Source organism: Arthrobacter sp. TJ-58 (genome assembly GCF_058269295.1).
The window spans coordinates 114,550-134,624 of the sequence record NZ_JBZCNM010000001.1 but is presented as its reverse complement, the minus strand read 5'-3'; the positions used below and the strand labels follow the sequence as shown (position 1 = coordinate 134,624).

Here is a 20,075-nt window from a genome sequence, read left to right as displayed (position 1 = left end):
CCGATGGTGACGGAATGACCGGCGTGATTCCCGTGCCTCCCCCGCCGCCCAGGCAGACCGGCGGCCGGGAACCGAGCACCGGCGGTTACCGGCTCCAGCCGGCATACTATGAGCCGGCCCGGGTGCCAGCCGAAGTGCTGCGCCATGCCGGGGCGCCCACCCTGCCTGTTGGCAGCCCGGGCAAGGTGGGCGTGTTGCAGCTGGGGTTCGCCCGCAACCGCGGGCGAACCGAGCTCGTGCAGCACTATCAGAAGTCTCCGCTGCAGATCATGCATCCGCTCTACTTCAATCCGCTGCGTCCCGACATGGCCTACACCTACCTCATGTCCTCCGGCGGCGGCATTCTGCAGGGGGACCGGCTGCGCACCGACCTCCATTTCGGCCCCGGAACGTCGGCGTACCTGGCCACGCAGACCCACACCCGGGTCTACCGCATGGACCACGACTACGCCGCCGCGATCATGAATATTGAGGTGGAGCAGGACGCCTATGTGGAGTACCTGCCTGAGCCCACCGTGCCCTTCGCGGATTCGCGTTTCTACCAGCAGACCTCGGTGGTACTCGATGAGTCGGCAACACTGCTGCTCGGCGAGACCGTGTATGCCGGCCGGCTCGCCCGCGGAGAGCGGCATGCCTACGACGTCTACGCCTCGGACCTCGAGGTGCGGCGGCCGGACGGCCGCCTGGTCGCCCTCGACCGGGTGCGGCTGTGCCCGCAGAACGGCGCGGAACCCGGGGCTGCGGCCGACGGCGTGAACGGGCTGGGCGTGCTCGCGGACCACGATGTGCTCACGATGCTCTATGTCCTCACACCGCTGGCTACCCCTGCCCAGCTCGCTGACACGCTGCACCGGGCACTCGCTGGCAGCGGCGGTGACCTCATCTACGGGGTGAGCACGCTGCCACACGATGCCGGCGTGTGGATGCGCCTGGTGGGCAATGACACCGTTGCCGTGGCTGCCGCGAACACAGCCGCGGCATCAGCCGTTCACGAACTGCTGACCGGGCGGCAGGCACCCGTAATTCGAAAGAGCTAGAGGGGGACAAAAGGTGAGTGAACGGGCTACGGCGCAAGAGACGGCGATGAAACCGGTGCGGTCCTACCGGGCGCAGGTGGTGCGCGCCTTCATTCCGGTCGCGCTCCTGCACATCGCGGGGTTCGGACTCTTCTTCTTCCTGGTCGAGCCGCTGCATCTGCAGCTGGGTTCCTCCGTCTTCGGGGTGGGGATTGCCGTGGTGGCCTATGTACTCGGCGTCAGGCACGCCTTCGACGCGGACCACATCGCCGCCATCGACAACACCACCCGCAAGCTGGTGGATCTGCGCAAGCCGGCCGCAGGGGTGGGCCTGTTCTTCTCCCTCGGGCACTCCACCATAGTCTTTCTGATGGCGGCGCTGCTGGCGCTCGGGGTGAGCTGGGCGGTGGGGCTGAGCAGCGACGGCAACGAAGTGCGCAACGGGCTCGGCGTGTTCGGCACCTTGGTGTCCGGCGTCTTCCTGTTGTTGATCGGACTTATCAATGCCGTGGCGTTCGTGGGAATCCTCAAGGTGTGGCGGGCATCGCGCAACGGCGACCTCGATGAGTTGGAGCTGGAGCGGCATCTGCAGGGCCGGGGCCTCATCAGCCGCCTCATCCGGCCGATGCTGCGGAGCATCGACCGGCCGGGAAAGATGTACGCCGTCGGCTTTCTGTTTGGGCTCGGCTTCGACACCGCCAGTGAGATCGCTCTGCTGGTCCTGGCCGGAACCGGGGCCGCGACAGGATTGCCCTGGTACGCCATCCTCTGCCTGCCCCTGATTTTTGCGGCCGGCATGAGCCTGTTCGACACTCTTGACTCTGCCGTGATGGTGAAGGCTTACGGTTGGGCGAGCGTCAACGCGGTCCGCAAGCTGTATTACAACCTCACCATCACCGGGCTTTCGGTCATGATCGCCGTCATGATCGGCGGCATTGAGCTGGTCGGGCTGCTGAACGAGAAGCTGGGGCTGCGCGACCCCCTCACCGGGTGGGTGGCCGCCATCGACCTTGAGAACGTGGGCTACATCGTCGTCGGCACGCTGATACTGGTCTGGTTCACCTCCACCGCCTACTGGCGGTTCGGCCATGTGGAGGAGCGGTGGGCGCTGGCGGGCGGCGGCTCGACCGCACCGGGCGGTCCGGAGCCGGGCCAGGGCCAGGGGACGCCGCCCGATGACATTCCGAACAGGAGCTGACCATGAGCAGCATTGGCGCAACCGCATCGAACTCTCCCATCTCGGGCGCGGGGTGGCTAAAGGGCTGGTGTCAGGGGCTCTCGCAGATCTTCTTCCAGAGCAATACCTACACGGCGCTGCTGATCCTGGCCGCCTTCGTCGTCGCTGACTGGCGCATGGCACTGCTCGTCCTGATTGGCTGTGCGGGAAACACGCTGGGGGGATTCCTGCTCAAGGCCGATCCGTCCTCCGTGACTTCGGGTCTGCAGGGCTTCTGCGGCGCCCTGGTGGGTGCCGGGACCTACTCTGCCATCGGCGGCCGGTGGGAGTCATACCCCATCGCACTCCTGGGCGGGCTGCTGTGTGCCCCGGTCACATGGCTGGTGGTCGCGCTGTTCACGAAGACGCCGCTGAAGGTATATAACCTGCCGTCAACGACGGCACCGTTCTGCCTTGTTGCGACGGTCATACTGCTCAGCACCGAACCGCTGCATGTAAGTGCGGCGCAGTCCGGCACCATCGACTCGGAGCCGCTCGCCTTTGCACGCTCGCTGTTGACCAATGTGTCCGAAGTGGTGCTGATCAACAATGTGTGGGCGGGGGCGCTCATCCTGATCGGGCTGTTCGTGGCCGGGTGGAAAGTCGGCCTGGCCGGGCTGCTCGGCAGCGTGGTAGGCAGCCTGTGTGCCCTGGCAATGGGAGAGTCGCTCACCGAAACCGCAAACGGTCTGGCCGGCTACTCCGGCGTCCTCACCGCCATCGCGCTCGCCGTGGTGTTCCTGCGCAGCAGTTCAGTGTCCTGGGTGCTCGCCGTGATTGGAACCGTGGTGACCGCTGTGGTCACAGTGGTGATGCACCGCCTTGACGCTCCCACCTACACCTGGCCGTACATCCTCACCACCTGGGTGTTCCTGGTCATTGCCCATTACATTCCTGCGGCCAAGCGCCCCTAAGCGTGCAGGAGACCTCCAAGCTTATTCAGCCGCGGCGACCTGCACTCGCCGCGTGGAGAGTCTTTTGAGGTGTCAGCGGAATCGGACGGTGGCCGTGTCACGCCCCGGCGAGAGCGAGAGCGGTGCGCTTTGCCCGTCGCGCCTAATCACGTAATCACCGAAGAAACCCGTGATCGACAAGCGTGCGTCATGATCCGTGCGCATCGTCATTTGCGGCAGCCACCATTCGCCCTTAATCAGGGACCGCAGCGCGTAAAACGAGGGTTTCGGCGTGCCGTCGGCGCGAACAAACCCGCCCGGCGCGCTGAGCCACGCTCCGTCGTCGGTAAGCCCCCAGTAGGTGATGGCCTGCACCGCCGGGTGGCCAACGAGGGAGCGATAGTGGCGCACGATCTCGTTCGCTTGCCTGGCCTCTCCCTCGGGTGTCGATGGCCAGGATGGGATCTGATAGTCGTTGAGGTCGGTGACTTCCGGCGGCATGAGGTCCCCCGACAGCAGGGTCGTCTCGGTCAGATGGAGGGGCAGCCCGAAGCGGGCGAATCGGTCGACCACCGCCAGCATGGTCTCTTCTCCCCAATATCCCTGATGCATGTGCGTCTGCAGGCCGATCGCGTCCACGGTGATCCCCGCTTCAAGCACGCGCTCGATCAGAGCTTCGTAGTCGCTGGACAAGTCGAAGTCGTTCAAGACGAGCGTCGCCGAAGGGTTGGAGGCGCGGGCTTCCTCGAACGCGAGCTGAATCATGGGCACGCGGCCAATGCTCCGGGCAAGCCGGGTGATACCGTTTTCCTCTGCAGTGAACACGGGCATGATGACGGCTTCATTGATGGCATCCCACGTGTCGATGACCCCGGAAAAGTCGGTCACCTCGCGCCGGATCCGCTCGCGTTGCAGCCGCTCGATCTCCGCTGCCGGTAAACCGGTGAGCCACTCGGGCGCGAGCGTGTGCCAGGTAAGCGGATGCCCCTTCACCGCCACTCCGTGCTCAGCGAACCACGAGGCGGTCCGGAGAAGTCTTCGGGTGTCAGGCTTGCCGCGGGTCGGCTCAAATCCCCGCCAGTAGAACGGAAGGGTCGCCGTGTTGAAGAGGTCGAGCCACATCGCCTCGAGATCCGGCAGCCCAGCGAGCCCTGCCCCGCCGAAAACGGGCTCCGCGGCGGCATCCTGCTCGGTCTCCCCATTGGCGAGCGGGATGAAGTCGAAACCGATGTTGCCGAAGGTGAAGTGATGACGCTGCTGTTCGACAGTGACATCCGCGTTGGGCACAGGGTTGCCGACGGAGTCCAGCACGGTGACCTGCGCGGTTCCCCGACGGTGATCGACGCTCATGAGGCGCTCCGTGCGATCTCCTTAAAACTCGGGTGGAAGGCCCGGTCGAAGCCCACGACGCGCGCTTCACCGCAGAGCTGCACCGACTGCGTGATCCGCATGTCGGCGCTCGACGCTCCGAGACCAAGGACGATCTCCCCCGGTTCGACCACCCGCTCGCCGTTTCGGCCGGTGAAGCTGGTGACATCTGCGGGAATGTGTATCGAGAGCTCGACGGATTCGCCCGGCAACAGGTCAACGCGATGAAAACCGACCAGACGCTGCACCGGGCGCACCACTGACGCGACAGGATCGTGGACGTAAATCTGGACGATTTCTGTCCCGGAACGGTCCCCGGTGTTGCGCAGACGGAGGCCGAGGGTCGCCGTGCCGTCGACTCCGATCGTCGCCGGCCCGTGCTGGCCGGCGCTCCAGTCAAAGGTCGTATACCCGATCCCGTGTCCGAACGGGAAGACGGCGGTCGGGTCAATGCTGGACACTCCGTTGGAGCGTCCCAGAGGAGCGGCCAGGTATGTGGACGGCTGCGTCCCCTCTGAGGCCGGGATGCTGACAGGCAGGCGTCCGCTCGGATTGACCCGGCCGGAGAGGATGCCGGCAAGCGCGGCGGTTCCTTCTTCTCCTGCGAAGAACGCTTGCAGGATCGCGCCGGCGCCCGTGACAGCGGATCCCAGCGCGTACGGTCGTCCGGCGAGCAGGGTGACGACGGCAGGCGTCGATGTTGCCAGGACGGCGTCGAGAAGGATCTGTTGGGCACCGGGCAGACGGAGCGACTCGACGTCGCAGCCCTCACCGCTCGTGCCGCGGCCAAAGAGCCCGGCCCGGTCGCCGAGGGCGACGATGACGACGTCGGCCCGCGTTGCAGCATCCACCGCTGCGGAGATCCCGGCGGTTTCTCCTCCGTCGATCGTCGTCCCGGGTACGTATTCGATGTCGGCTTCGGGAAACTCGATGCGGAGGCTGTCCAGCAGCGTGGGCAGTTCGATACCGAGGGGCGTGTCAGGGTGCTGCACGCCGACATGCGCAGGGAACGAGTAGCAGCCGAGAACGGCGAAGGGGTCGTCGGTCGTCGGCCCGACGACAGCAATCCGGCGCGGGGCGGCGAGCGGAAGGATCCCGTCGTTGCTCAAAAGCACGATGGACTGTTCGGCGATCTCGCGGGCGACCGTCCGATTACCGGCGCTGTCCAGGTCGATGGTGCCGCGGATGCCTTCCGCGTTGTCCACGTCGGCGTCGCGCAACGCTGCAGGCGTGGCATCCCAGTCAGGATCAAGCAGTCCGAGTTCGACCTTCTGGCGCAGCACACGCCGGAGGGCACGATCTATGACCGCCTCGGACAGGGCACCCGACCGGACCGCTTCAGTCAGCGGCGCACCGAAGGTCTTCACCGTCGGCAGTTCGACATCCACGCCCGCTGTGAGCGCGAGAGCGGCGGCCTCGCCCCACGAACCCGCGACGCCGTGAAGCAGTTTCAGGAAGGCGATCCCGAAGTAGTCGGCCACGACGGTGCCGTCGAAACCCCAGGTGTCGCGCAGGACTCCGGTGAGCAGCGACTCGTCAGCCGCGGATGGCACGCCGTCGAGGTCGGTATAGGAGTGCATGACCGAACGCGGCTTGCCTTCGCGCATGACCATTTCGAACGGGACGAGCAGCACGTCAGCGAGTTCACGCGGACCGACCGAGACCGGCGCGAGGTTACGGCCGGCCTTAGACGCCGAGTATCCGACGAAGTGCTTGAGAGTTGCGACTATCCCTGCGGACTCGAGGCCACGGACGTACGCCGTTCCGATGGTGCCGATGAGATACGGGTCCTCGCCGATAGTCTCCTCGACCCGACCCCAGCGGGCATCCCGCACCACGTCGAGCACCGGGGCAAGGCCCTGGTGGATGCCGACTGAGCGCATGTCAGACCCGATGCGGTGTGACATGCGCTCAATGAGCTCCGGATTGAACGAGGCACCCCAGGCGAGGGGCACCGGATAGGCGGTCGCCCCCCAGGTGGCGAAGCCGGCAAGGCATTCTTCATGCGCAACAGCCGGGATGCCGAACCGGTTGGATGCCGCAATCCGGCGCTGGCTGCGGAGGAGGGACAGCGCCCCGAGCGCCGGGTCGACCGGAGCCGAGCCGAACGGCCGGGTCAACTGGCCGAGCCCGTTCGGCAGGAGCGCATCGAGGTCAACGAGGTCGTCCATGTCGTTCTGATGCGGGGCAACGTCCCCGCCCTCGCTGGACGCGCCGACCCAGACGCCGAACAGTTGGGCAATCTTCTCCTCGAGCGTGAGCTCGGCGAGGAGTGCTTCGACGCGGTCCGAAGCGGATGCGCTGACGTCGTGCCATGCCGGCGTAGTCGTCGTGGATGTTGTGTTGCTCAAGGGAAGTCCTAACCTTTGACCGCGCCGGTGAGTCCGCCGACGATGCGACGCTCGAACAGCGTGAAAAATATCAGTGCTGGAATCATGGACAGTGAGGTGAAGGCAAGTACCTTTGCCGTGTCCACCGAATACTGCGAAGCGAACGCCTGGACTCCGAGCGGCAGGGTGTACGTCGCCTGGTCACTGAGGATGAACAGCGGCAGAAGATAGCTGTTCCAGCTCGCCACGAAGGCTAGAATGCCCGTCGTCACCACGCCCGGCAGCGACAAAGGAACGACCATCCGGAAGAAGAAGCCCAGCCGGCTGGTGCCGTCGATCGACGCTGCCTCTTCGATTTCATCGGGGATTGCCTTGAGGAACGGCACCAGGATGATGATCGTCACCGGCAGTCCGAAGGCGATCTGCGGGAGAATCACGCCGCCCAGGTTGTTCATCAGGCCCAGGTCCCTAACGAGGATGTAGAGCGGCGTGATCGCCACGGTCATCGGGAACATGAGCCCGGCGGCGAATAGTGAATACATGGCTCCGCGGCCGACAAACGTGTATCGCGCGAGGATGAAGCTTGCCATCAGGCCGAGCACCACCACACCGATGGTCGTAGCGAGCGCGGCAATCGTCGAGTTGCCGACCTGGTGCCAGAAGGTCGGGCTCGCGAGCACCTCCGCGTAGTTGCCGAAATTCCACGGGCTCGGGAATCCCGCGGGCGAATTGGTGATCTGCGAGTTGTCGCGGAACCCACCGAGAATAATGTAGATGACCGGTCCGAGACAGAGTGAGATGAAGACAAAGGCGACGAAGTAGGTCGCGGGGCTGCCCCACGGCTGGCGCTCCCTCGGCGGACGCTTCGTGCGCGGGGGCGTGGGAGTGTCTAGAACAGTCATCACTTCTTTCCTGACGTGAGGGCACCGGCGGTGTCGCGCCGAAGAACGAACCGCTGGTAGATCAATGCGATGACGAGGGAGATCAGGAACATGACGACGGCGACAGCACTGCCGTAGCCAAAGTTGCCCGACGTGCGTCCGTTGGCGACCATGTAGGTGGCCATGGTCGATGTCCCGGCGGTCGAGGCGACGTACTGGCCCCAGATGATGAAGACCAGGTCGAACAACTGCAGCGAACCGATGATTGACAGGAACGCCCAGATCCGCACGGTCGGCCCGAGGAGGGGCAGCGTAATGGAGCGCTGGATCTGCCAGTAGCTGGCGCCGTCGATCGCGGCCGCCTCGAACAGTTCGGTGGGGATGCTCTGCAATCCGGCGAGGAAAAGGATGACGGCAAAGCCGATGTACTTCCACGAGATGATCACCATCAGGGACCAGATGGCGATCTTCGGATCGGAGAGCCAGTCTGCCTTGAACGCTCCCAGCCCGATGCTGTCGAGCAGCCCGTTGACGGCGCCGGATGTCTGCAGCATGAGACCCCAGCCGATCCCGACAATGACCTCGGAGATGATGTACGGGACGAAGATGAGGACGCGGATGAGCGAGCGGCCCCGGATACTCCGGTTGAGCAGGAGGGCCAGGACGACCGCAATGGGGCCCTGGATGACCAGGGAGAGCACCAGGATGAACCCGTTGTGAAGCAGCACGTCGTGGAACGCGCTGTCCTGAAAGATGATCTTGTAGTTTTCGAAACCGACGAAGTCTGTGGCCGGTCCAAAGCCCTTCCAGCGGAAGAAGCCGTAGTAGCCGGCGAGGACGACCGGGAAGATGACGAAGCCGACAAAAACGAAGATGGCCGGCCCGGCCAGAAGCGTGATCTCGAGGCGCTTGCGCCAGTCCGTTGGACGCCGCCTGGGCCGCGGTGCGGCAGGGGACGACACACGCGCGCCGTCCCCTGCCGTAGCCGTGCCCCGCGGCGGCTGAGCGTCCGTCATCAACGGAGCACCGCCTGCAGGTTCAGTCATTATCTGCTGCTATCCCTTGGCCGCTGCGTCGTTCACAGCGGAGACGATATCTTCAGCAGAGCCCTGACCGGCGAGCATGTCGACAACGCCCTTATTCAGCGCGTTTCCGACGTTCTGGCCGAACAGGGTGTCGAGCCACACCGTAACGTACGGTGCGTCGTTGTACGCCTGAAGGATCGACTGGAGCGCCGGATCAGTGACAGCTGCCTGGGCGTCCTGGTTGGCGGGGAGAGTCTGGAACGCCTCCGCGTAGTCCTCCTGGTACTCCTGCTGCATGAAGAAGTTCAGGAATGCCGTGCATTCTTCTTTCGGCGCCTGAGCGGAGCAGGTGAATCCGTCGACGCCACCCATCATGGCACCCTCGGCGCCGTCGCCACCGTCGACGGCCGGGAACGGGAACCAGTCCAGGTCTTCCAGCGGCAACTCGTCAGGGGTCAGCGATGCGATGACGCCCGGGTTCCATGCGCCCATGAGTTCCATTGCTGCTTTGTGATTCGCGAGGAGACCTGCAGAGCTGCCTGCTCCCTGCTGTGCCGATGTGGTGAGGAATCCGTCGTTGAACGGTTCCGTTTTCACGAACGCTTCCATCTCCTTACCAGCCTCGAGCCAGCACGGGTCGTCAAACTTCTTCGACTCGGCCGCTTCGTTCATCGTGTCCTGCGAGCACGACCGCAGCGCGAAGAAGTAGTACCAGTGGGCAGCAGGCCATGCGTCCTTGGCGCCGACGGCGACGGGGGCGATTCCGGCAGCCTTGAGTTTGTCGACGGCGGAACCGAGCTCGTCCATTGTCGTCGGCGCCGTGTCGACGCCCGCTTCGGCCAAGAGGTCCTGGCTGTAGAAGATGCCGCCGGGCAGCACGGCGGTGGGCATGCCGTAAATCTTGCCGTCGACCTCGAAGGCGTTCAAAACACCTTCGGGCACAGCGGCCCTGGTGGCGTCGTCGATGGAATCCGTAATATCCATGGCCTGGCCGGCCGCAACGACATCCGCAAGCTTGCCGCCGCCCCGCGCCATAAAGATGTCGGGTGCATCGCCGGAGTTCAGCGCCGTCTGGAGCTTCCCGTCCATCTCCTCGTTCTGGACGGACTGAATGTTGATCGTAACGCCGGGGTTTGCTTCCTCGAACGCTGCGACCGTCTTCTCCCAGTGAGCCTTGCCGGCGCCCGTCGTCGAGTTATGCCAGAACGTCATGGTGACGTCACCGTCTTCTGTTGCTCCACCGTCGGAGCCACACGCTGACAGGCCGCCGAGGGCGATTGCGGTCGCCGCCCCGACTGTCAGCAGCTTCCTGATACTGTGCTTGTTCATCTTTGAACGCCTCTCGAAAGTTTCGACATTTCCGTCGAAAGCACTTAGTGTGGTGTGAGCCTAGCAGTGGCACGGTGAAACGCAAGTGTTTCCCACAACAAATACAGATTGGACGCCCATGACCGACTCAGGTCGCAAGGTCAAACTCAATGAATTGGCCGATGAGGCCGGAGTTTCGCTCTCCACGGTTTCGAAAGTCCTCAACGGACGGTCAGACGTGTCCGCACAGACTCGGGCGAAAATCGAAGAGCTCCTCGGCAAGCACGGATACCAGCGACGCCCGGGCCTGCCCAACAGAGACACATTGATCGAGCTCGTTTTCCCCGAACTCGAGACAGCCTGGGCCATGGAGATCATCCGTGGAGTCGAAAATGTCGCTCGTGCCAACGATTTGAGCGTCGTGCTTACCGAATCAGGTGACCGCCACTCTCCGTCCCCGGCCTGGATCACCGGGGTTCTCCGCCGGCGCCCGGTCGGGGTGGTGCTCCTCTTCGCCAATCTCGCGGCGGAAGCTAAGGCAGCCCTCCAATCCCGCGCCATTCCGTTCGTGATCATCGACCCGGCCGGCGATCCGGCCCCCGATGTCCCCGCGGTCGGGTCGGCGAACTGGTCCGGCGGCCTCGTTGCCACTCGCCATCTCATCGAACTCGGACACACCCGGATTGCCGCGATCACCGGTCGCGACGACATGATGTGCTCCTTCGCCCGCGTCGACGGATACCGATCCGCCATGAACTCGGCCGGTATTGAGATCGATGAACGCTTTGTTCGATTCGGCAACTTCCGGGTCGACGGCGGCCGCAGCATCGCCCTTGAACTCCTGACGCTGCCCGACCGCCCCACAGCGATCTTCGCGGGAAGCGATCTCCAGGCGCTCGGCGTCATCGAGGCTGCCAGAACCCTCGGGCTCCGGGTGCCCGTTGATTTGTCCATCGTCGGTTACGACGATCTGCAGCTCGCTCAGTGGTCCAGTCCTGCACTCACAACCGTGCATCAGCCGCTCACGGAGATGGCCGAGGAAGCGGCGCGGCTCGTGATCCGCATGAGCGAGAGCACCCTCGAAACCATCCCCCGGATGGACCTTGCAACGCGCCTCGTCGTCCGTGACAGTACGGCCGCGCCGGTTGCGGGCTGACGGGCCGAGCCTGAGGTCAAGCCCTTCCTCTCGCCGTCGCGGCCCTGCCTGGGCGCGAACGCGGTGCCTTTACAGCTCCGCGCCCGCCCAGAGGCCGATCACAGCAGCGGCTACGGAAAGCACGAGCATGAAAATGCCGCTGACGAACGACGCACCGTAGCGGCCCTTTTTCATCAGCTGCACCGTCTCGTAGCTCGCCGTGCTGAACGTCGTGTAGCCGCCGAGGAACCCGGTGCCGATCACGATGCTGACATCGGTTGACACCAGGTGCTCGATGGTGAGGCCGGTGAGAAAGCCGAGCACGAGGGAACCTGAGACGTTGATGATCGTCGTCGCCCACGCGAACCGCGTCTTGGAATGGGCCCGGATGAATCCGTCCAATATGAACCGCACCACGGCGCCCACACCGCCGGCCAAGGCAAGCAACAGGAAGATTCCGGGGGTCATGTCGCATCCTCCTGCTGATCTTTGCGCGGCCCTGTGCTGCGGTTGTTGACGGCGGTCGCAATGGCGATGCCCGCCCAGGTGGCGAAGGCGCCGACGATCACTGTTGCGAGGGCGTAAACCACCGCGGAGCCCGGCAATCCGTCGCGGAAGAGCACCGCGGTGTCCGTGGCCAGGGAACTGTAGGTAGTAAAGCCGCCGCAGAATCCGGTGCCCAGAAGCAGCTTGAGGTTCGCGCCCGTGGGGCGCGCGCTGTCCAGACGGGTGACGGCTTCGTAGAGGTAGCCGAGCAGAAATGCGCCGACCACGTTGATGATCGGGATGGCGATCGGTACCTGACCGAGGTTTGGGATAACGAGTGAAAGGCCCTCGCGGCTGGCGGCACCGAATCCGCCGCCGACAAAGACGAGTGCGATAGCTGCCCAGCGCAGGTATGACGGACGGGTGCCGGTACTCATACTTATTCCTTGCTCCGAGGCTGCGTGGCGTCAGGTAAAAACGCCGACGGCGACGGGGTGCTTTGGTGGGGAATCGGGAGACGTACCCATCTGCTTGACTTTACCGGCGCTGCAAACCGCAGACAACGCTGACAAGCCATCCAGAGCGGCAGACGCCCGCACCGCGCCTGCCGCCGACTCCAGGGAACTAGGAAATGCCCGGACCCCACCCCGAGGCCGCAATTGGTCCCGGGACGGTTCCCTCATCCAATATCGCCGGCCCCAGCTCCGCCTGCGGACGCGGCGGAAGCGGACCCGGCTGAAGGGACCGGTAGCCCGCAAATGCCGGAGGCTGGTCGGTGGGCAGTTCTGAGAGCATTTCGCGCAGGATTCCCACGCCGTGCTCCAGCTGCGGGTCCTCCCCCGCTACGTAGGCCTGCGGCGGGAATGCCACCTCGATATCCGGTTCCACACCGCGGTTCTCCACGCTCCACCCCACGCCGCCGGTGAACCAGTAGGCAAACCGAGGCTGGTTCACCACGGTGCCGTCCACCAGATCGAAACGCCCGTCAATTCCTACGACGCCGCCCCAGGTACGGGTGCCCACCACCGGACCAATGCTTCGCAGCTTGGCGGTTTGGGTGACGATGTCTCCGTCTGAGCCGGCGAACTCATCCGCCAGGATCACCACGGGCCCGCGCGGAGCATGAGCCGGATACGTCGAGGGCTGGCCGCCGCGGGGGTTTTCCCACGCTGTGACCTTCCGGCCGATCAGTTCCGCCACCAGCTGGGAGGTGTGTCCCCCGCGGTTACGCCGGATGTCCACCACCAGGGCCTGCAGGGATGCTTCCTGATCCAGGTCCCGGTGCAGCTGCGACCAGCCGTTGGCCACCATGTCGGGAATATGCAGGTAACCGAAGGCACCGCCGGACGCTTCACGGACAATGAGGCGGTTCGCGTGCACCCAGTTCTGGTAGCGGAGCCGCTCCTCGCTGCGCAGGGGAACGACGGCGATACGACGCTGCGCAGGTGGGGCGCCGTCGTTGGCGGAGACGATGGTCAGCTCCACTGTGCGTCCGGCTGCACCCGCCAGCAGCGGGGCGGGGCCTTCGCCCGGCGGCACGGGAACGCCGTCGACCGCGGCGATGACATCCCCGGGATGAACGTCGGCGCCGGGGGCGCTGAGCGGCGAGGTGGCCTGCGGGTCGGAAGACTCCGCACCGAGAATGCGCACCACTTCCCAGCCGCGGACTCCGGGGCGCAGGTCTGCCCCGAGGAATCCCTGACCTCCTGATCCCTGTTCAGTGACCGGCGCCGGGGTGACGTACGCGTGGGACGTGCCCAGCTCGCCGTGCATTTCCCACAGCAGGTCCACCAGGTCATCATGGCTGCCGAGATTCTGCACCAGCGGACGGTACCGGGCGTGCACGCCCTGCCAGTCCAGTCCGCCCATGTCCGGAGCCCAGAAGAAATCCCGCTGCAGGCGCCAGGCCTCGTCGAAGGCCTGGCCCCAGACCTTGACGGGATCAATCCGGACGCGGATTCGATCCAGATCAACGCGGATGCTCTCCGCGAAGTCCTCCTCCACCTTCGAGCCTGCCGGGATCACCCGCGCACCGCCGTCGTGACGCACCACCACCTTGGTGCCGTCACCGCTGACCTCAAAACTGTCCAGGGCCGGAACCAGGACGGCAGTTTCCTTCGTCGCCAGATCGAAGCGCTCCAGCCGGGATGCCGGGTCACGGTCTGCCGCCGTGGCCCTCCCGTCGCCGGTTACTCCAAAAATGTCCGTGGCCTGCCAGAGCAGGGCGCCTTCAGCGGCACGGAGCCTGTCGTAACGCCCCTGCGGGACGGGAACGGCAATAATGCGGTCCCCAATCCGCTCCGCGTCCACCCGCACGGCCGGCGCCTTATCCGCGGAGGAGTCAGCCGTCGATGCGGTGCCCTCCGCCGCCGAGTTCACGGTTGCCGGCACCCCGCCGCCGGAAACCGACGGGCCGAACGGCGACGGCGTCCCGGCAGCAAGCGCCACCAGGAACGGCTTCGTGGAGGACGGGAAGCTCAGGTCGAACCGGTGGGTGTCGTACACCGGATCAAAGCTGCGTTCGGAGAGGAATGCCAGGTACCGGCCGTCCGTGGTGAAGGACGGATCGTGGTCGGTGAACCGGCCGTCGGTCACGTCCAGCACCGGTGCCGCGGCGTCCCGTACGGAGCGCAGGCGGATCTTGGTCCGGCCCTGGGCGCTGACGGGTTCCGCCCAGGCGAGCCACTGGGAGTCAGGCGAGAAGGCCAGCTGGTCAGCGGCTCCAAACTCGGAGGCAGCTACCGGGACGAGCCGCGCCGCAGCGACATCAAGCGCAAAGACTTCACCGTACTCGGTCGCCACGCCCACGTGCCGACCGTCCGGACTGGGTACCAGCTGGCTGACCCGGGTCGGACGGTCAAAGCCAATGCGAACGGTGCCGGCCCCCGGCGCCTGCCGCGGGCCAGCCAACGGATCCTGATGCTGTTCGAAGTCCGGAGTCCCGGGGCCGGCGCCGCGCGGACCCCGGACTTCCGAGCCTGCGGCCGCCCCGGCTGCGGGCACCGGGCTGGGCAGGACAAAGCCGGCGCTTTCGCCGGTGGCCTCCGGGCGGTGTGCCGCGGCGGGCATGTCCCGGGCCAGGTTCCCCGTCGACTCTGCGGCCGCGGCAGCGACGTCGATATCAGCGAAGACATCCTTGAGGTAAAGGGCTTCTTCGCCGCCGTCGTCGGCCACAAACACCGCCCGGGAATTCCCCAGCGGCCTGCCCAGGCGGGCGCGCACGGATGAGTCCGCCCGGATAACACGGGAAGGTCCGTCACGGTGGGTCAGCCAGTGCAGGGTGCCGTGGGTTTCCACGATGCTGGCCGTACCCGTGGCCTCGGGAACAACCTCGGCAAGGTGTTTTGATACGTCCAGCGGCCGCGGGCGGCGGGCGCTGGACGCCGAGCCAAGGACTATCTTCACCGGCTGGGCGTGCGCATCCAGCGATGTCAGGAGCCAGAGCTGTCCGGCGGATTCAAAGACGATGCGGGTCCCGTCGGAGGAAGGATGCCGCACGTAAAAGCCGTCGAAATCGGTATGCCGGCGCAGGTCGGTGCCCCGGGGCGTAACCGAATAGAGATTGCCGTAGCCCTCATGATCGGAGAGGAACACGATGCGGCCGTCAATCCACATCGGGTCCGAGAGATTGCCGTCGAGTTCGGGAACCAGGCGTTCGAATTCCCCTGAACCGTCCGAATCGATCCACAGTTTTCCTGCAGTACCGCCGCGGTAGCGCTTCCACCAGGCCTGCTCACGGGTCAGCATGCTGCCGATGACCACCGGGCGCTCGTCTCCGACGGCGGGGCCCTCAGCAATCGTTTCCACCGGCCCGAAGGGGAGCTTTGTGGGCGCCGAACCGTTCAGCGGCACGCTGAAAGCCCACCGCAGCCGATTGTCCTCCTGCTCCACCGAGGTAGTAGCAATGACCTGCCCCGCAGAATTGAAGCCCTTCAGACGGGTGCTCTGGCTGCCCCAAAAGGTCAGCTGCCGGAAATTTCCGCCTTCCACATCCGCCGTGACGATCTCCGGAGCGGCGCCCTGGACCACCTGCCAGGCCAGGGCGGTGCCGTCCGGGGAGAACTTCGGGCTGCGTGCGGGCAACGCCATCGCCGAAACGCGCCAGGCGCGTCCGCCCGTGGCCGGAGCCATCCAGACGTCGTCTTCGGCCACGAAGGTGAGAAGGTCGCCGTGCAGATCGGGATAACGAAGGTACGCAGTTGGGCTCATGGTGCGATCCTATCTTTCAGGAACGTCCGGGCCGCTCAGGGACAGGCCGGCTTTTCTGTGCTGAAGAGCTCGCAGACGGCGTTGTAGTACCGGTCCGTGATTCCCTGATGATGCAGGCCGATTTTCTCGCACACCCGCCGGGAAGCTCCGTTGGCAGGATTAATGACGGCCACCACCTTCGGCAGCCCCCGGGCTAGTGCATGGTCCAAAACTGCGGCTGCGGCCTCCGGCGCGTACCCCTTTCCCCAGCTGCCCGGGTGGAAGTGCCAGCCAATTTCGATGTCCCCGGACGGCCTCCGTTCGGGCCCGGACGCCGGAATGGGCTTCAACAGCAGCGTCCCGGCCAGGTTCCGCGGACCCGCGGCGTCGCTGACCTGGACGGCCCAGACGCCGCAGGTGCCGTCGTCCAGCCTGTTCCAGGCGGCGATCAAAGCCAGCGCTTCGGCGGAATCTTTCATCAGTTTCGGAGAAACGCCCAGGAACTGCTGAACTTCCCGGCGCGAGTACAGATCCAGGACGAACGCGGCGTCGTCGTTGGTGTAGGGGCGAAGGAGCAGCCGGGGAGTTTCCAGGGTCAGCATCTCCCAAACCTAGCCGAAACGTGTTCCTTCGGACTGTCTCCCGAACCCGGGCCAGAGGTATCCGGTGGTCTCAGGCAGGCGGCGCCAGGACGTCCTCAATACGCCACCCGTCCGGACTCCGCAGCAGCACCAGCACTACGTCCTGAGTGGGCACCGCAGCCACGTTCCGCACCACGCCGCCTCCGGCATCCCGTTCCTCGTACGCGGATGTGGAGACTCCTGCCCGAACGCTGACCCGCCCTTCCGGACCGGGGCGGGCCGGCTCGGCCGAGACAATCTCCACCCCGAGACCGGAGAGAACGGTGCCTGATGCCTTGAGCTTGCCGATCTCCTCCTGATCCGTTTCCATGGCCGGCGAGCGCGGTGCATTGACGCTGTTCAGCTGTTCCCGGTCAGCGGCGCTAAAGGCCCGTGCCCGCAGTTCCGCGAGTGCCCGAGCGGCCTGTACCGGGTCTTCGCCGCGCACCATCCGCTGGAGGTCCTGGTTGTGGGCGGGTGCCAAGGACATAGGTCCCGGCTGCGGCGGGGAGGTGTCCGGTGCCGGAGCGTTCGCCTGGCCCGGAGCGGCTTCCGGGGCTTGTTGCTCCGCAACCCCTGCCTCCGTCTGTGCTTGCGTCCCGTCCCCTGCCGGCGCCGGATTCCCGGATGCCCCGCTCTCTCCCTTTGTATTTTCCTTTCCCGAAGCGGACTCCCTCCCCTCGCCCTGCAGGATCTCCGGTGCCGCCACGGCAACAGCTCCCAGCCCCATGGTTGCCGCCACGAGGACCGCCGCTCCCGCCAGCACCAGCGGGCTGGGCTGACGCCGGGAAGCTTTCGGTCTTTCCGCGTGCGGTTCGCGCCGCAACCTCACAGACTGCTTCCAAACCCTGCCCGCTGCCTGATGTGAGTCGCGGCGGGCACGCCGCGTCTGCGGCCCGGGAAGAGCGGCTGCTGCCTCGGGCAACGCCAAGTCCAACGGCTGCGCGGCGGCCGACGCATAAACCATGCGGGAGAACTCGGCGGCATTCGGCCTGAGTCCCGGGTCTTCCTGCAGGCCGGCGTCAACCGCCTCGGCGAGCGCCTCCGGAATTTCCGGCACCAGCGCCGCCAGCGGCAAGCGGCGCTCTGCCGGGGGCAGCGCCCGTCCCGTCAGAGCCAGCCATCCCACGGCTGCCAAGGCAAAGATGTCCTCTTCCGGTGCTGCGGATATTCCCGCACCGGTTCCAAACAGCCGGGCCGTGCCCAGATCCGCGAGCAGCGGCTTGCCGTTTGCGGTGAAAAGGATATTGCCCGGGGACACGTCCAAGTGGGACACGTTCAGGCCGTGCAGATAATCGAGTGCGGATGCAATGCCCACCAGCACGGTGACAGCCTCCCCCGGAGACAGGGTCCCCCGCGCACGGGACAGACGGGCGAAGGAGCCCCCGGCTGCCCACTCCATCAGCAGCCCGGGACCCTGGTCCGTTTCCAGCACGGTGTGCAGGCTCAGGAGGTTAGCGTGTTCATACCGGGTCAGGATGTTCAGCTCACGCCGGGTTTCAAAGGTGGTTCCGGGTCCTCCTGCTGCCACGGCCGGAATTTTCAGCGCAAAGCGGGCACCGTCCCCCTCCCGCTGAGTCAGCCACACCGCAGCAGTGCGCCCCGATCCCAGGAGCCCGCCCGCTTGATAACCCTGCTCAACCACCGGCGGGGCAGGGATTCCGGCCGTTCCTTTATTGTCCATGGACTCTGTTCTAGCCCCCATTGCGGCTGCCTGCAGAAGTTATCCACATGCCTTTCACGACAGTGCTCCGGGCCACAGAGACAGTGTGACCAAGGCCATAGTCGGAACTTCGGCTGCGGCAGTCTAGGCTGTCCCCATGGCTTTGGAGTTCCTGCGCATCGGTCTTGCCCCGGATTACGTGGATTACCTGGACGGCTGGGACCGGCAGCGCGCCCTGCATGAGAGTGTCCTGACCGGTACGGCACCGGACACGGTGCTTCTGCTGGAGCATTCTCCGGTGTACACGGCGGGCAAGCGGACCGAGGAGCATGAGCGCCCCTTCGACGGCACCCCGGTGATATCCGTGGACCGCGGCGGCAAGCTGACCTGGCACGGGCCGGGACAGTTGGTCGGCTATCCGATCCTTCGGCTGCCGGACCCCAGCAAGATCGCCGACTACGTCTCCACACTCGAAGACGTGCTCATTGCGGTCCTTGCCGACTTCGGAATTACCGGCGAGCGCGTTGCCGGCCGGTCCGGAGTGTGGATCCGGGGCGGCGGTCCGGACCGCAAGATTGCCGCCATCGGCATCCGCGTCAACCACGGCGTCACCATGCACGGATTCTCCCTGAACTGCAGCAATGACCTCGCTCCCTACAGCCAGATCGTCGCCTGCGGCATCACCGATGCCGGCACCACCTCAATCTCGGCCGAAACCGGCCGCACCGTTGTACCGGCCGATCTGGTGACCCGGGTGGAAGAAGAACTCTTCCGCCGCCGGGAACACCTTGTCCGCGAACACCCTGTTCGGGCCACGGACACCCCCTCACCGGAAACCGGCGCCACCGCAGCCGGACGGTCGAAAGGAGCACTCCTATGACTCTTGCCCCTGAAGGACGCCGCCTGCTGCGCATCGAACAGCGCAACGTGGCCGTACCCGTGGAACGCAAGCCGGAATGGATCAAGGCCAAGGTGGCCATTGGCCCCGAGTACGTGCAGCTGAAGGGGGAGGTCAAAAAAGAGGGCCTGCACACTGTCTGCGAGGAGGCAGGCTGCCCCAACATTTTTGAATGCTGGGAAGACAGGGAGGCCACCTTCCTCATCGGCGGCTCCGAGTGCACCCGCCGCTGTGACTTCTGCCAGATCGACACCGGAAAGCCTTCAGCCGTAGACCTCTTCGAACCGGTCAAGGTGGCCCGTTCGGTGCAAAAGATGAACCTTCGCTACGCCACCGTCACCGGGGTGGCCCGCGACGACCTGGCAGATGAGGGCGTGTGGCTCTACGCCGAGACCATCCGCAAGATCCATGAGCTGAACCCGGGCACCGGCGTCGAAATCCTGATTCCCGACTTTTCCGGCAAGCCCGAGCACATCGAAGCGATCTGTGATGCCCGTCCCGAGGTGTTTGCCCACAACGTGGAAACCGTGCCCCGGCTGTTCAAACGCATTCGCCCGGCCTTCCGCTACGAACGCTCGCTGGATGTCATTACCCAGGGCCAGAAACTGGGCATGGTCACCAAATCCAACCTCATCCTGGGCATGGGGGAAACGCGTGAGGAAATTTCCGGCGCACTGCGGGACCTGCGCGACGCCGGCTGCGACCTCCTCACGATCACCCAGTACCTGCGCCCCAGCGAGCGCCACCTGCCCGTAGACCGGTGGGTCAAGCCGCAGGAATTCGTCGAACTGAGCGATGAAGCCACCGCCCTGGGCTTCCTGGGAGTGATGAGCGGTCCTCTCGTGCGCTCGTCCTACCGGGCCGGACGGCTGTGGGCCGGAGCCATGCGCAAGAAGGGCCTGGAACTTCCTCCGCTGCTGGCGCACATCGAGGATTCAGGCTCAACGCTGCAGGAGGCTTCCTCCATTCTTGCCCGCGGTTGATGTCCGCACCGCCGCCGGCTGAGGTAGCGCACAGCGGCGCGTGTACGCCTGCCGCGAACCTGCTT

16 protein-coding genes are annotated in these 20,075 nt (G+C 65.5%); 6 read left to right on the top strand and 10 right to left on the bottom strand.

The window, feature by feature from the left end:
• The first annotated feature begins 14 nt into the window (after positions 1 to 14).
• Genes AC4D2W_RS00595 through AC4D2W_RS00585 form a run of 3 tightly spaced genes read left to right on the top strand, consistent with a single transcriptional unit; the run spans position 15 to position 3,146 of the window.
• Complete coding sequence (locus AC4D2W_RS00595; RefSeq protein WP_490924992.1) at positions 15 to 1,037, top strand: urease accessory protein UreD; 1,023 nt, start codon at positions 15 to 17, stop codon at positions 1,035 to 1,037.
• A gap of 46 nt (positions 1,038 to 1,083) precedes the next feature.
• Positions 1,084 to 2,214, top strand: a complete 1,131-nt coding sequence (locus AC4D2W_RS00590; protein ID WP_490924991.1) for a HoxN/HupN/NixA family nickel/cobalt transporter — start codon at positions 1,084 to 1,086, stop codon at positions 2,212 to 2,214.
• Positions 2,215 to 2,216: 2 nt separating this feature from the next.
• Positions 2,217 to 3,146, top strand: a complete 930-nt coding sequence (locus AC4D2W_RS00585) for an urea transporter (protein ID WP_490924990.1) — start codon at positions 2,217 to 2,219, stop codon at positions 3,144 to 3,146.
• Between the two features lie 72 nt (positions 3,147 to 3,218).
• On the opposite strand, the gene AC4D2W_RS00580 is transcribed toward AC4D2W_RS00585, so the two are convergent.
• From AC4D2W_RS00580 to AC4D2W_RS00560, 5 genes are read right to left on the bottom strand one after another with little or no spacing between them, the layout of a single operon-like run.
• Complete coding sequence (locus tag AC4D2W_RS00580) at positions 3,219 to 4,475, bottom strand: endo-1,4-beta-xylanase (protein WP_490924989.1); 1,257 nt, start codon at positions 4,473 to 4,475, stop codon at positions 3,219 to 3,221.
• Positions 4,472 to 6,844: a beta-xylosidase/alpha-l-arabinosidase gene (locus tag AC4D2W_RS00575; RefSeq protein WP_490924988.1), complete on the bottom strand. Its 2,373-nt coding sequence runs from the start codon at positions 6,842 to 6,844 to the stop codon at positions 4,472 to 4,474. Before AC4D2W_RS00575 ends, AC4D2W_RS00580 begins: the two co-directional genes overlap by 4 nt.
• A gap of 8 nt (positions 6,845 to 6,852) precedes the next feature.
• Positions 6,853 to 7,725: a carbohydrate ABC transporter permease gene (locus AC4D2W_RS00570; RefSeq protein WP_490924987.1), complete on the bottom strand. Its 873-nt coding sequence runs from the start codon at positions 7,723 to 7,725 to the stop codon at positions 6,853 to 6,855.
• Positions 7,725 to 8,750 carry a carbohydrate ABC transporter permease gene (locus AC4D2W_RS00565; RefSeq protein WP_490924986.1) on the bottom strand — a complete coding sequence of 342 codons (1,026 nt, stop codon included), beginning with the start codon at positions 8,748 to 8,750 and terminating at the stop codon, positions 7,725 to 7,727. The genes AC4D2W_RS00570 and AC4D2W_RS00565 overlap by 1 nt, the downstream gene beginning before the upstream one ends.
• Positions 8,751 to 8,759: 9 nt before the next feature.
• Positions 8,760 to 10,058: an ABC transporter substrate-binding protein gene (locus AC4D2W_RS00560; RefSeq protein WP_490924985.1), complete on the bottom strand. Its 1,299-nt coding sequence runs from the start codon at positions 10,056 to 10,058 to the stop codon at positions 8,760 to 8,762.
• Between the two features lie 118 nt (positions 10,059 to 10,176).
• Between AC4D2W_RS00560 and AC4D2W_RS00555 the strand changes: the two genes are divergently transcribed.
• Complete coding sequence (locus tag AC4D2W_RS00555) at positions 10,177 to 11,193, top strand: LacI family DNA-binding transcriptional regulator (protein WP_490924984.1); 1,017 nt, start codon at positions 10,177 to 10,179, stop codon at positions 11,191 to 11,193.
• A gap of 69 nt (positions 11,194 to 11,262) precedes the next feature.
• Here AC4D2W_RS00555 and crcB read toward each other — a convergent pair whose 3' ends face one another.
• The 5 genes from crcB to AC4D2W_RS00530 all read right to left on the bottom strand — a co-directional run bounded on the left by crcB (position 11,263) and on the right by AC4D2W_RS00530 (position 18,150).
• Positions 11,263 to 11,640, bottom strand: coding sequence for a fluoride efflux transporter CrcB (gene crcB / locus AC4D2W_RS00550; protein ID WP_490924983.1), 378 nt, complete (start codon positions 11,638 to 11,640; stop codon positions 11,263 to 11,265).
• Positions 11,637 to 12,095, bottom strand: a complete 459-nt coding sequence (locus AC4D2W_RS00545) for a fluoride efflux transporter FluC (RefSeq protein WP_227908751.1) — start codon at positions 12,093 to 12,095, stop codon at positions 11,637 to 11,639. The genes crcB and AC4D2W_RS00545 overlap by 4 nt, the downstream gene beginning before the upstream one ends.
• Before the next feature lie 187 nt (positions 12,096 to 12,282).
• Entirely contained in the window at positions 12,283 to 15,867 is a 3,585-nt protein-coding gene (locus tag AC4D2W_RS00540) for a S41 family peptidase (RefSeq protein WP_490924982.1), read from the bottom strand.
• A gap of 35 nt (positions 15,868 to 15,902) precedes the next feature.
• A complete protein-coding gene (locus AC4D2W_RS00535; RefSeq protein WP_490924981.1) occupies positions 15,903 to 16,448 on the bottom strand; it encodes a GNAT family N-acetyltransferase in 546 nt (181 codons plus the stop codon).
• 70 nt (positions 16,449 to 16,518) lie between these two features.
• Positions 16,519 to 18,150, bottom strand: a complete 1,632-nt coding sequence (locus tag AC4D2W_RS00530; RefSeq protein WP_490924980.1) for a protein kinase domain-containing protein — start codon at positions 18,148 to 18,150, stop codon at positions 16,519 to 16,521.
• Positions 18,151 to 18,286: 136 nt separating this feature from the next.
• Here AC4D2W_RS00530 and lipB point away from each other — a divergent pair, with 136 nt between their 5' ends.
• Together lipB and lipA are read left to right on the top strand one after the other, a co-directional pair.
• Positions 18,287 to 19,009: a lipoyl(octanoyl) transferase LipB gene (gene lipB, locus AC4D2W_RS00525; RefSeq protein WP_490924979.1), complete on the top strand. Its 723-nt coding sequence runs from the start codon at positions 18,287 to 18,289 to the stop codon at positions 19,007 to 19,009.
• Entirely contained in the window at positions 19,006 to 20,010 is a 1,005-nt protein-coding gene (gene lipA, locus AC4D2W_RS00520; RefSeq protein WP_490924978.1) for a lipoyl synthase, read from the top strand. Before lipB ends, lipA begins: the two co-directional genes overlap by 4 nt.
• Positions 20,011 to 20,075: the final 65 nt, after the last annotated feature.